Genomic DNA, 12805 nt, shown 5'->3' with positions numbered 1-12805 from the left:
TATCAAAAGGATAGTGCAATTAATGCACTATCCTTTTGATCGATAAACCGTATTTTTCCCCCGCCCATACCTTTGAATAAGGTTTCTACTTTCCAGGTCCCTAAAGATCATACCACATTTTGTAGGCTTTAGATGGAACTTGTTCTGTATATAACTTCTTGTAACGGAGCCCAGCCTGTGGATTTCTTTTAGGATATGATCTTCTAATTCTTCCTCATGAGAAAGAAGGGATGATAAAGTGGACTTTTGAGCCGTATTTTTATTGGGCAATATGACTTTAAAGCCATTGGATGTTGCGTTAAATATGGGCTTAAGACCAGAATCCATATATTCTACTTTTGTTTTTCCAATACCAGTACCACAGAATTCAATCATCTTTAATTTATAAAATAGCTTGCAGAGCTTTTCATTTCTTGATTGAGAAATACCCAGTAAGATATCCTCTAGGGACAAGTCATGGACCAATCCACCAGCAGATATAAATTCCATACGATCGGCAAATATATGGATCAATATGCTACTATTCATGGAATAGTCCCGATGTATGATGGCATTTAACAAATTTTCTCGGATAATTGAAGGAGCGTAATCATTTTTTTCTACTCGAGTGATGCCTTGATAGTGGATGTTCATATGGTTATTCAGCTGAACATACTCAAGACAGTCTACCAATTGCTTTAAAATAGAGCCAGAGAACTCTTTGGTAGCTTTCAATGCGCCCTTGTCTTTCTCGTCAAAAACGGAAACTTTTATCGTAAAGGGACATTGATCCGATACAAGTAGACCCAAATTGGTATATAAATGATTCTCTCCCAGTATGCCTAGATTTTTTTGTTCCATTGTAGTAAAAGGAATGGCTAGGTTTTTAAGCTGAGCCTGCATATATGTGAAATTCAGCTCCTGATTTAAAGAACGGGTGGACTCATAACATGCTCCATAGGTTTCCTTAATCATATCCTTGATCATAGTATTCGTCGCCTGAACGGATAGGTTATCTAAACGAATATAGACCCCCGATGGATGGAGTCCTTTTTCTGTTAAATAATAGGGTCGATCTATACCTCTCATAATGTCAATCTGTATAATTTGCATATCATTTATTTTAGTGATCTTCAATGATGTAAGCATAGTGATATCCGGTTTTATTGCAACGTGAAGAAAAGCAGATAGCTGTTCACATATTTTATAAGGATTTTCTACACCCTCAACCTCTCCTAGATCATTGATGCCAATAAAAATTTTTCCGCCCTTTGAATTAGCAAAAGCAACGATTTCATTTTTGATCTCAGGCGTAAACTTACTTTTAAATTCTACAGTTTCGGACTTAATATAAGTCATAGAACCACCACCTTTATGAACTCTATTCTATCATTTCTATCGCATTCTATCAATTATTACCGATAGAAACGATGGAATGCGATAGAAAAAGATAAAATAAGGATTGACACTAGAACAAAACTATCACTATAATGATAATGAAAATCAATACCAATAAAATTAAAATTGTGAAGGGAGATTGTAAGGATGAAAAAACTACTCGTTATTATGACGATTGTTGTTTTAGCTATTTTTTCTGTAGGTTGTACAGCTAAAAATACGGCAATAGGACAGGAGCCAAATAGCCAAGTTTCAGGTCAAGAAGCAGATAAAAATGAAGAAGAGGTAAAAGATGCAATTAAAAAAATAAGCTATTTAGGCAATGAATATAAGGTCCCATCTAATGTAGAGCGAATCGTTATTACGGGAAGCATGGAATCTATGGAAGATGCACTGCTTTTAAATGTTAAGCCAGTTGCAGCAATCACTGTAGGTGGAGAATTTCCAAAGATGTTTCAACCGATCGTAGATCAGGCAAAATCATCGGGAGAAAAAACACAGCCAAATTTTGAAGATATATTAGCATTAAAGCCAGATGTTATCTTGGGAAGTTCGAAGTTTCCAGAAGATGTTATGGAGAAGTTAAATAAAATAGCGACAACCATACCAGTATCTCACATATCAACAAACTGGGCAGAAAACCTGGAACTTTTAGGTAAGCTTGTAGATAAAGAAGAAGAAGCACAAAGGATTATAGCAGATTATAGCAAAGAAATTGAAACAGCCAAGGCAAGCTTCGATGCATCATTAAAAGATAAAAGCGTCGTAGCCATAAGAATAAGAGCAGGCAATCTGTTCATATATCCAGAGGGCGTATTTTTAAATCCAGTTTTATATGGGGATCTAGGGTTTATAGCACCAGAGCCAATTAAACTTGCAAAGGCACAAGAAAATATTTCTCTTGAGAAGCTTTCAGAGTTAGATCCAGATTACATATTTGTTCAATTTTCATCCGATGAAAATGCAGATCATCCAAAGGTCTTAGAAGAGCTTCAAAACAATCCCATCTGGAAAAGCTTGAAGGCTTCAAAAGAAGATCACGTATTTATCAACGTAGTAGACCCATTGGCACAAGGTGGAACAGCATGGAGTAAATCAGCTTTCTTAAAGGCGGTTATAGAGAGCTTATCAAAATAATGAAGAATAAAGAGAGTGGAGGATTATGAAAAAGAAAATTTCTGTACCAGTATTCATCTTATCGGTATCACCAGTATTTATAATTTTAGCTTTGGTAGCCTCCATTATATATGGCTCTAAGAGTATTGACTTGAATATAATTTGGGATGCAATTTTCAATTTCGATCCTGGAAATGTAAACCACCAAATCATTATTCATTCTAGAATACCCAGAGCCATAGGGTCTCTCATTATAGGTGCTTTTCTAGCGATGTCAGGGGCAATTATGCAGGGGATGACAAGAAACTACCTTGCTTCCCCTACAATTATGGGGGGTAGTGATGGATCTGCTCTTTTAATTACCATTTGCAGTATATTCATACCGAACATTTCATCAAAGGAACAGATCCTTTTTTCTTTTATAGGTTCAGCTCTTGGTGTTTTCATTGTTTTTGGAATCGCATCCTTATTACCCAATGGATTATCACCCGTAAGATTGGCACTGATCGGGACCATTATAGGAACATTTCTCAGTGGTGTATCGGCAGCCTTGGCCAATTACTTTCAAGTATCGCAGGATATTAGTTTTTGGTATAATGCAAGGCTGCACCAACTAAACCCTAGCCATATCAAATTAGCGGTACCAATTGCCATTGTTGGTATTTTTATTGCCATCGCCATATCTGGTTCCATTACGATCCTATCCTTGGGAGAGGAAATTGCCATCAGCCTTGGGCAAAATACGAAAGCCACAAAGGTTGTAGCCATGGCAGTAATTTCTATCCTTACGGGTACATCCGTAGCATTGGTTGGAAAAATAGGATTTGTAGGACTTTTGGTTCCTCATATTGTTCGATTTTTAGTAGGTATCGATTATAAGTGGATCATTCCTTGCTCGGCAGTGATTGGCGGCGTATTTCTTGTGTTCTGTGATCTATTGAGCAGATTCATCAACTATCCCTTTGAGACGCCCATCGGCGTTGTAACATCGATGATCGGCGTTCCTTTCTTTCTTTACTTAGCCCGTAAGAAAGGAGGAGGAAAGCATGCATAGAGATTCTTTAAGTCGCTATATTAGTATTTTAATGTTGATGATTTTATTGGTAATAGTAATGATGTATATCAGCGTAACCAATGGGAGCTATGATCTATCCATTGTGGATGTATTTAAAACCTTAATTAGGCTAAATAAAAACCCGGAGTATGACTTAGTAATATTTGAATTTCGTCTGCCTAGAATCGTTGTGGCAGCTTTAGTAGGCTTAGGGCTCTCCATTGCTGGTATGATCATACAAGGAATAACAAAAAATGGGCTAGCAGACCCCGGCATCATCGGTGTAAATGCAGGTGCCAGTGCGGCTATCGTCATGTTTATGTTTTTCTTTCAGGGAAAATTAATCAGCACCTCATGGGTTGCCAGTTTATCCATGCCCTTTTTTGGATTAATCGGCGGATTGGTTTCTTCCGCCCTTGTATATTCCTTTGCGTGGAAGAATGGTAGGTTGGATGTACAGCGGTTTATATTGTGTGGTTTGGCCGTTGGATCTGGCTTAAGTGCAATATCCATATATTTTACCATGAGAATGAGTGCCACAGATTTTGAAATGGCAAAGGTGTGGACCAGTGGCAGTATCTGGAATGCCAACTGGCAGAGCATCGCTTCCATGATGCCTTGGTTTATCATAATCTTACCCGTTGTCATTAGCAAGGCTTATATGCTGGATATTTTTCAGCTAGAAGAAAGCACTGTCAAAAGCTTAGGCGTTTCTACGGAGAAGGAAAAACTCATTCTTTTATTGGGCTGCATCGGATTGGTCAGTGCTTGTGTTTCGATCTCTGGCAATATCAGCTTTGTAGGATTAATTGCGCCGCATATTGCTAAAAAACTGGTGGGTATACATCATAATAGAGCGCTGCCTGTGTCTGGGGCTGTGGGCATGCTTTTAGTTTTGGTATCGGATTTTATAGGAAAAACCTTCTTTCAGCCTGTGGAGCTGCCTGTTGGAATCGTTATTTCTATCATTGGTGTACCGTATTTTATTTATTTACTTTTAAAAACGAAAGCATAGGTGTAGGAGGAAAATAAACGATGACGATATTAAAAACAGAGAATTTAGAAACCTGCTATGAGAAATCAACCGTATTTAAGGATATCAATTTCTCCGTTGAAGAAGGGGAAATAACAACAATTATAGGGCCCAACGGCTGTGGAAAATCCACCCTGCTAAAAACCATCGGCAGGATTATCAAACAAAAAAACGGTGATGTTTTATTGAAAGGTACCAATATCAATCAATTGAATACGAAAAAAATTGCACAGGATTTAGCACTACTCCCTCAAAACCCCACAGCACCCCAGGAAATAAAAGTTGAAGAACTGATATCCTATGGGAGGTTTCCTCACTGTAAAAAAATCAGTAAGCTAACTGCAAAGGATAGGGAAATCATTGAGTGGGCTATGGAGATTACCAAGGTGATGGATTATAGGGATCGGGAGATCGGCAGTCTTTCTGGAGGGCAAAGGCAAAAGGTGTGGCTGGCAATGGCCTTGGCACAGGAAACGGATGTACTGCTTTTAGATGAGCCCACAACATATTTAGATATGTCCCATCAATTAGAGGTATTAAAAATTGTAGATCAGCTGAATCGGGAAAAAAGATGTACCATCGTTATGGTTTTGCATGATATTAATCATGCTGCTCGGTTTTCTCATAAAATTGTTGCCATGAAGGCGGGCAAGATAATTGCAGAAGGAAAGCCTACGGAGGTTATCACAAAGGATGTACTAAAGAAAGTGTTTAATATAGATGCTAGAATCATGATGGACACAGAAAATAAGGCACCGGTATGCTTTGGATATGATAGTGCCCTATAAAGCATAAGATGGGTGGATTGACTACACAAGTTTTGATTGCAGGGAGGGTGCTGGGTTGGCGAGACAAATATATCAGTATGAAGACATCAAAGGTCATATATGGATGGAAGAATTCGGCGAGAGAAAAATATACGGATATATGCCACCGTCATATGACGGCGGTTTAGAAAAATTTCCTGTTGTCTATCTACAGGATGGCGGAGATTTTTTTCTGCCAGAAAAAAATCGTGTACTCTCAGTACTAGAAGGAAATTTTGAAAAAAATAAATTAAAAGAGGTAATATTGATCGGTATTGAGCCAAAACAGCGGTTAGACGAATATTCTCCTTGGTATGCAACAGCCTTATCAAAGCGATTTAAGGATTTTGGTGGTAAGGGAGATGTCTATATTCGATTTATTGTAGAAGAGCTAAAACCTTTTATAGATGCAAGCTTTAATACAGATCCCAGCGTGGAGGGTACAGGTATTATGGGCGCTTCCTTGGGAGGACTGATCTCCATGTACGCTGCTTGTGTATATCCAGAAGTCTTTGGTAGGATTGGTTGTATTTCAGCTTCGTTTTGGTACGAAGATTTTTTAGAATATATCGTAAGAAGAGAAATTTCAAATATAAGGTCAAAAAAGATCTACATGGATGTGGGAAGCCTTGAGGGCCATGGAAAAGATAGCCGACAAATATTTATGGTTTCTAATACAAAAGCGATCTATGATGCATTTTTAGAGAAAGGGATTGGCAATGAAAATATAAGGCTGGAGATCGACCATGGTGCTAGCCATAACTATAAATTTTTTGCAGATCGATTTCCAAAGGCGATTGAGTGGTTATTTTCTAAGGATTAGGCTGTAAAGGTGGAAAGGAGATGGGGGTCATTACCATGGAAGCAAATAAATTAGCGGAAATATTTATAAAAGCGTCACCAACAGTAGTAGATATCCGCAAAATAAGGATTGAGCCAGGGCAAGCAGATTACGGATATATAACTTCACTTTATGCCTTCATCATTCCAGTAAAAGGAGAAGCTAAGTTTATATTCAATGATATTCCCTACCATCTAAATCCGGGAAAAGTAATCCATGCAGGGCCCAATATCAAGGTAAACAAACGAGTGGTAGGAGACTCCATCTGGGAATATTATCTGATTCATTACAGTCTGAAAAATACTGCCTTAGAGGATGATTTTGTGGAGATACCGTATGAGCTAACCATAGGACGGAACATAAAGGTCTTAGAGATGCTTAAATCGATGAATAAAGCATGGCGTATCTCCGATCCCATCTCTTCTCTTAAGGTACAATCCTTATTCTATAACCTGCTCTATGAAATTTTTAAAAGTCACCATGATCAAGCTAAAGAAGAAGATCGATGGATTGTAGAGGAGGCGATGAATTATATCCACGCTTATTATATGGAGCCGATCACTTTAAAGGATTTAGCAAAAAGATACGATTTAGATAAGAATCGATTTTCACGTTTGTTCAATAGATATGCTGGCGCAAGGCCAATGAATTATCTCATATCGTACCGAATGAAGCGAGCGTCAGAATTATTGCTTACCAGTAATTTTTCCGTTAGAGAAGTATCGGAAAATGTTGGATATACCAACGTTTCTTATTTTACAAAATTGTTTAAAAAGTACAATGGACAATTACCGAGCACATACAGAAGGAAGTTTTATGAGACTCTATAGCCCTGAATGTTCTAAAGAAAAGATTTATATATGGATGTAAATAAGACACAAGACAATAGGATTCAGAGCTTGAAAAAGCTTTCAGATATGGGCATATGAAGGGGGACGCTTGTGGGGTTTAGGGGAGCTCTATATCTATTGAATAAGTGGATGAATGATTAATAAAAAATACAAAGATCTCTTTGAGCTGGAAAAGTTCAAAGAGATTTTTACATATAAACCAACAGCTTGGAAAAATAATAGGGGAGAAATATTGTTAAAGTGATGCCAAAGGGTTACAAAAAATCCATATTTGATGTAAAATTATGGTTGGGGATTTTGTTTTTTTAATCTCACTTTTAGGCTAGGGCAGCGGAAGGTCCATATTATAACATGGTAATCAGCCCAATGAGGAAATTGCCATAGATTAAGGGGATGATAACTTCAGATGAAGATGATAAAGAAGATTTTAGGTAAAATATTGATGGGAATATCCGGTTTAATTGCCATCGTAATCGATGGGCTAATACAACTGACGGAAAATATTGTGGTTTACACTGGAAAGTTTCTAAAGGGATGTTTGGCTGTAGCCAGTATGGGTGGCTGTCTATTCTTCCTGCTGTTTGCGAACCTCGGTCTGAGAATACTGACCAATTCTATAGGTTTTTCTGTTATAGCACTGATGCTTCTATTTTTAATCTTTGGCGGCAGAGTCGTATCGGAGCTAAAGTATCGTAAATACATTATAACGGAGTTTTTAAGAAACACCGCCAACTACTGGATAGACGAAGAAAAATATACTTATAAAACCTTTCATAGCTATAAGGAGGCTTATCGAAGGGCTGAAGAAGAAAGGATTCGAGAAGAACAGCGCCGTTATTATGAACAGCAGCGGCAATGGGAGGAACGATTCAAGCAGCAGTGGTATCAACAGTATCATCAAAGTGGACAAGGGACTTATGGAAGCTACGGTGGGCAAGGAGCGTACGGTCAAGGTTCTATGAATCCAACCCTGGATTTCAAGAATAAATTTGAAAGAAGCTGTGATATTTTAGGGGTACCCTATGATGCAGACCGCCAGCAGATTAAAACCGCTTATCGTAAAAAGGCGAAGGAATACCATCCAGACTTGAGCAAGCTGCCAGATGCAACGAAAAGGTTCCAAGAGCTGAATACGGCTCATGAGTTTTTGAGCGATGAGAATCTACAGCGGTATGGAAGGATGTAGGCAAGGTATTTATAAATTTTGATAAATGGAGAGGTGAGATGAATTGAATATAGGTGCAATTAGTCTGGTTACAGCGATTATGTTTGGAATTCTACAATATCTTAGCCATCGGGATTTTGATAAGTATTACAAGGAGAAAGCTACTGAGGTGCAGGAGAGCAAGGACATCCTTCGGTATATTCACAATATGGAAAGGAGATCCATCATTATGTGGTTCTTCATCATGATCAATATAAGAATCATTATAGCAAATATAGCAAAGTAGAGATTGTTCCTCCTTATTCAATATAACTAAAAGCTATAAAATGAAAAATCTCTTTGGGCTAGGGCCAAAGAGATTTTTGTCGATCAATCATTAATAGTTTTCAGCTAAAATTTCGAAATGACCTTGTGGATGAACACAGGCAGGGCATACCTCTGGTGCATGGTCTCCTTCATGGATATAGCCGCAGTTGTTGCATTTCCAGAAAGTTGATTCTTCTTTTTTAAATACAGAACCATTTTCTATATTCGATAGCAGCTTTAAGTAACGAGCTTCGTGATGTTTTTCTACCTCTGCAATTTTTCTGAAAGCAACGGCTACTTCTGGAAATCCTTCTTCATCTGCAATTCTAGCAAATTCAGGATATGCTTCTGTCCATTCTTCATTTTCTCCTGCAGCAGCATGCTTTAGGTTAAATGCAGTATCTCCTAAAGCAATTGGGAATGCAGCCGCAATCTCTAGAGACTCTCCATTCAGCGCATTATCTTCCTTTAAGAATTTATAGAAACGCTTTGCGTGTTCTTTTTCATTATCAGCAGTTTCTGTGAAAAAATTAGAAATTTGAACGTAGCCTTCTTTTTTTGCTTGAGCGGCATAGTATGTATAACGATTTCTTGCTTGAGATTCACCTGCAAAAGCGGTTAACAGATTTACAGCGGTTTGTGTACCTTTTAAAAATTTCATATGTATTCCTCCTTTTGTTCACTTTAAATAAAATTATAGCATAGATTAAAAGCTTTTCAAAATAGGAGAGAGATATTGATCGGAAATAGATATATAATGAAGTTAAAAGGTAGTAAAAACATTATTAGAACTAATATTATTGGGTAAGTACTTAAACTGGAAGGGGTATCTATAAAAAACTAAAGTAAGGGACTTTGGTAGCAATGATCATTTCCAAGGAAAATATAAAGGAGGAATTACTTTGATTTTTAAATGGAAGGAAAGATTTGAAACGGGAATTGAAGAAATCGACAAACAGCATAAACGCCTATTCGAAATTGGTACACAAATTTATAATTTAGCATCTAAAGATGATGGCACAGATCATTACGATGCTATCGTCGGTTTAATTCATGAGCTGAAGGACTATACTGTATATCACTTTAGATATGAGGAAGAGCAATTAGAAAAGGCAAACTACAGTGATATTGAAGCACATAAAATGGAGCATCAAAGATTTATCGACAAGTTGAACGAAACAGAAGCAGAGGATATTGATGTAAATCAGAAACAAGTATTGATGGATATGATCGAGTTTATCATTAATTGGGTGTCCGGTCATATTGTGGGTACTGATTTTAAATATAGAGAGCTATTGATGGAAACATTAAAATAAGTAAGATAGAGATGGGACTTAACAAAGGTTTTTGTTAAGTCCTATTTGATTGTGGGCTAAATTTAATACATGAATCCCCTTTTTATTTAATAAACATATAATACTAAGTAGATAGACTTATCTTTGGAAAGGACGGTGAAGACCTCTACTTTAGTAGGGGGATTTATGAAAAAAACCTTTGTTTTAGATACGAGCGTTTTGCTACATGATCCTAGAAGCTTATATGCTTTTGGCGACAATTCAGTTGTGATTCCTGCAGTCGTCATAGAGGAAATCGATAAGAAAAAAAATCTATTAGATATTATTGGTAGAAACGCTAGGGAGGTAGCAAGGGAACTGGATGATTTAAGGCAACAAAACAGCTTAAGCAAGGGTGTGCGATTAGAAAATGGCGGTACATTACAGATAGAATTAAACCATAAAAGCTTTGCCCATGTAGCAGAATGGTTTAATGAAATTAATAATGATAATCGTATTTTAGCAGTGGCTTTAAACCTACAGTTGGAGCAGCGGAAGGATGAAATAAAAAAATCGGTTGTACTTATAAGTAAGGATACCATCATGCGGATCAAGGCAGATAGTCTTGGCATAGAAAGTCAAGATTACCTCCATGATAAAATAGAATATACCTATGAAAATTATACGGGCTATAGGGAATGTGTTGTACCTTCTCATATGGTGGATCGGTTTTATGAAGAGGGTGGCTTAGAGGATACATATTTTAAAGAGGAAGGTCTTTTGCCAAATCAATTTATTTTATTGAGAGCAAAAGAGATACCCAGTAAATCTGCTATTGGAAGATTTGATAAGGAAGCCGGAGTGATTCGGAGCTTAGTATTCGGTGAAAATACCTATTGGGGCATTAGAGGTAGGAATGCAGAGCAGAGAATGGCAATGGAAGTATTGTTAAACGATGATATTAAGTTGGTAACCTTAACAGGAAAAGCAGGAACTGGTAAGACCCTTTTAGCCTTAGCAGCTGGACTTCAAAAGACCAATGATGAGAGAATTTATAAAAAACTATTAATAACAAAGCCAGTTATTCCAGTAGGTAGAGACATTGGCTATCTGCCTGGAGATAAAAATGAAAAGCTGAGACCTTGGGTACAGCCGATTTACGATAACCTTGAGCTTTTATTAGGAACAAAATCCCTTACTAAATTAGAGGATACATTAATTGGGATGAACAGAATCGAAATAGAGGCCCTGACCTATATTCGAGGAAGAAGCGTACCGAATCAGTTTATTATAATTGATGAGGCGCAGAATTTAACAAAGCATGAAATTAAGACGATTATCACTCGAGTTGGAGAGGGTAGTAAAATCGTTTTAATGGGAGATACGGAGCAAATCGACCATCCGTACTTAGATAGTGAGTGCAATGGGTTGACATATATCATCAACAAATTTAAAAATGAAAATTTAGCAGCCCATATTACCTTTAGAAAAGTGGAACGCTCGGCATTGGCTCAATTAGCAGCAAATCTTTTGTAGATGGATGTCCTGTATAATATGGGAAAAAATTGGAGAACATTATAGATAATCAAGGCTCCGAGGATAGGGCCATAACTCTGAAGGAAGAAGGGGAACAGGTGAAGTACTAAAATCCAGGGGGAGGAAATCTATAATGGAAGAAAAAGAGATGGTTAAAAAGAAAGAAAAAAGCTTTACCAGCTTAGTGAGTGCACTGGGAAATATGTACAATCGGATGAATCCATCCAGTGACCAGGAGAAGGGTAACGACGAGGAATTGGCTCAATGTGTAAGGCAGGCATATGAGGAATGGCAGGCGGCAGAAAACTTTTTTCATAGCGTGTCGGACCCAGATTTAGTTGATCATGCCATCTACAAACTAGAAGCTACCAAAGCACGGTACGTCTATTTATTGAAACAGGCAAAATCAAATGGAATTCGGATGAATATGCATTAGGTTATCATATTATTATAGAATCCACTATATAATATAAGGAGTAGTCCTCGGACTATTCCTTGAATTTTTTAATTGGGGGAGAACATTATATGGGATTAGAATTAAGCATTATAATGGCTTATGCCTTCGGTCTAATTTTGTTATATATTTTTGGATGGATTCTTTTAATTCCTTTAAAATGGTTCGTAAGGTTGGTATTCAATAGTATTGTTGGAGGAATCATGCTTTTCATTTTAAATTTAATTGGAGGGATTTGGGGGATCGGACTGGCAATCAACCCTCTTAGTGCCGTTGTTGTAGGTGTTTTAGGAATTCCTGGCATACTTCTACTATTTTTGTTTAAATATATACTATGATAGATTGAATTCTCTATACTTCGGGCATAATCCTGAAGTTTTTTGTTTTTGGGGGGTGAGCGAACAAATTTTATTTTAAGCACTTGAAGTTCTAAGCCTCATCTAGAACTGAGTGCGCCATAAAGTTTGTGAGCCTAAGGGAACAAATTTTATTTTAAGCACTTGAAGTTCTAAGCCCTATCTAGAACTGAGTGCGCCATAAAGTTTGTGAGCCTAAGGGAACAAATTTTATTTTTAGAGATGATTCAATATTAAAAATAGTATATAATGAAAAAAGTAGGGGGAGATATAATGTTTGATTTTCAAAAAAACAATATTGATATAAGTCGTAATATCAAGATGGTAGAATTTCTTAAATGTGAACTTTTAAATAGTATTTCTGTAGTTTTCGAAGCTTTATATAAGGGCGCTAAAGATAGTCAGGAAATGATTCTGGAAGGATTGGCTAATATTATTTTAGTAACCTACTCATTGGGCAGAAGGCTAGGAGTCGACTACGATGCAATCGATCAAAAGGTTCAAGACAAAGCGAGGGTACATATTTTAGAGGAGCATCATCTTGAAAAATGGTACGGTGATCTTTCAAGCTTGCACCAGCATTTGAAGGACAATAGAAAGTAAAAATACTAGAATACATGCAGTACACAAGAACTA

15 protein-coding genes are annotated in these 12805 nt (G+C 37.1%); 13 read left to right on the top strand and 2 right to left on the bottom strand.

All coding sequences use genetic code 11. The features are described from left to right. Window positions 1-27 precede the first annotated feature (27 nt). Window positions 28-1338, bottom strand: coding sequence for an RNA-binding domain-containing protein (locus CLOS_RS14800; RefSeq protein ID WP_012160652.1), 1311 nt, complete (start codon window positions 1336-1338; stop codon window positions 28-30). A gap of 186 nt (window positions 1339-1524) precedes the next feature. On the opposite strand from CLOS_RS14800, the gene CLOS_RS14795 reads away from it, so the two are divergent. From CLOS_RS14795 to CLOS_RS14760, 8 genes are all read left to right on the top strand, one after another. Then, the gene (locus CLOS_RS14795) at window positions 1525-2514 is read left to right on the top strand and encodes an iron-hydroxamate ABC transporter substrate-binding protein (protein WP_012160651.1); all 990 of its coding nucleotides are present in this window, start codon (window positions 1525-1527) and stop codon (window positions 2512-2514) included. Window positions 2515-2539: 25 nt separating this feature from the next. Beyond that, window positions 2540-3547, top strand: a complete 1008-nt coding sequence (locus CLOS_RS14790; RefSeq protein ID WP_012160650.1) for a FecCD family ABC transporter permease — start codon at window positions 2540-2542, stop codon at window positions 3545-3547. Continuing rightward, on the top strand, window positions 3540-4562 hold the full coding sequence (locus CLOS_RS14785) for a FecCD family ABC transporter permease (RefSeq protein WP_012160649.1): 1023 nt from the start codon (window positions 3540-3542) through the stop codon (window positions 4560-4562). Before CLOS_RS14790 ends, CLOS_RS14785 begins: the two co-directional genes overlap by 8 nt. A gap of 20 nt (window positions 4563-4582) precedes the next feature. Next, a complete protein-coding gene (locus CLOS_RS14780) occupies window positions 4583-5368 on the top strand; it encodes an ABC transporter ATP-binding protein (protein WP_012160648.1) in 786 nt (261 codons plus the stop codon). 55 nt (window positions 5369-5423) lie between these two features. After that, a complete protein-coding gene (locus tag CLOS_RS14775; RefSeq protein WP_012160647.1) occupies window positions 5424-6209 on the top strand; it encodes an alpha/beta hydrolase in 786 nt (261 codons plus the stop codon). A gap of 35 nt (window positions 6210-6244) precedes the next feature. Then, complete coding sequence (locus tag CLOS_RS14770; protein WP_198006299.1) at window positions 6245-7057, top strand: helix-turn-helix domain-containing protein; 813 nt, start codon at window positions 6245-6247, stop codon at window positions 7055-7057. A 427-nt stretch (window positions 7058-7484) separates the two neighbouring features. After that, window positions 7485-8264 (top strand): J domain-containing protein, encoded by a 780-nt coding sequence (locus tag CLOS_RS14765; protein WP_012160645.1) that lies wholly within the window; start codon window positions 7485-7487, stop codon window positions 8262-8264. A gap of 43 nt (window positions 8265-8307) precedes the next feature. After that, a complete protein-coding gene (locus CLOS_RS14760; protein WP_041719449.1) occupies window positions 8308-8529 on the top strand; it encodes a hypothetical protein in 222 nt (73 codons plus the stop codon). Window positions 8530-8619: 90 nt separating this feature from the next. Here the strand turns inward: CLOS_RS14760 and rbr are convergent, their stop codons facing one another. Further along, window positions 8620-9210, bottom strand: a complete 591-nt coding sequence (gene rbr, locus CLOS_RS14755; RefSeq protein ID WP_012160644.1) for a rubrerythrin — start codon at window positions 9208-9210, stop codon at window positions 8620-8622. 241 nt (window positions 9211-9451) lie between these two features. Between rbr and CLOS_RS14750 the strand changes: the two genes are divergently transcribed. The 5 genes from CLOS_RS14750 (at window position 9452) to CLOS_RS14730 (ending at window position 12772) form a co-directional block, all read left to right on the top strand. Beyond that, entirely contained in the window at window positions 9452-9865 is a 414-nt protein-coding gene (locus tag CLOS_RS14750) for a bacteriohemerythrin (RefSeq protein ID WP_012160643.1), read from the top strand. A 165-nt stretch (window positions 9866-10030) separates the two neighbouring features. Next, on the top strand, window positions 10031-11359 hold the full coding sequence (locus tag CLOS_RS14745; protein ID WP_012160642.1) for a PhoH family protein: 1329 nt from the start codon (window positions 10031-10033) through the stop codon (window positions 11357-11359). Window positions 11360-11492: 133 nt separating this feature from the next. Then, window positions 11493-11795 (top strand): YaaL family protein, encoded by a 303-nt coding sequence (locus tag CLOS_RS14740; RefSeq protein ID WP_012160641.1) that lies wholly within the window; start codon window positions 11493-11495, stop codon window positions 11793-11795. Window positions 11796-11884: 89 nt separating this feature from the next. Beyond that, entirely contained in the window at window positions 11885-12151 is a 267-nt protein-coding gene (locus tag CLOS_RS14735; RefSeq protein WP_012160640.1) for a pro-sigmaK processing inhibitor BofA family protein, read from the top strand. 291 nt (window positions 12152-12442) lie between these two features. Then, the gene (locus CLOS_RS14730; protein WP_012160639.1) at window positions 12443-12772 is read left to right on the top strand and encodes a MazG-like family protein; all 330 of its coding nucleotides are present in this window, start codon (window positions 12443-12445) and stop codon (window positions 12770-12772) included. The last annotated feature ends 33 nt before the right edge of the window (window positions 12773-12805 follow it).

Source organism: Alkaliphilus oremlandii OhILAs (genome assembly GCF_000018325.1).
Taxonomy (GTDB): Bacteria; Bacillota; Clostridia; order Peptostreptococcales; family Natronincolaceae; genus Alkaliphilus_B; species Alkaliphilus_B oremlandii.
This window is presented reverse-complemented; position numbering and strand designations above follow the sequence as displayed.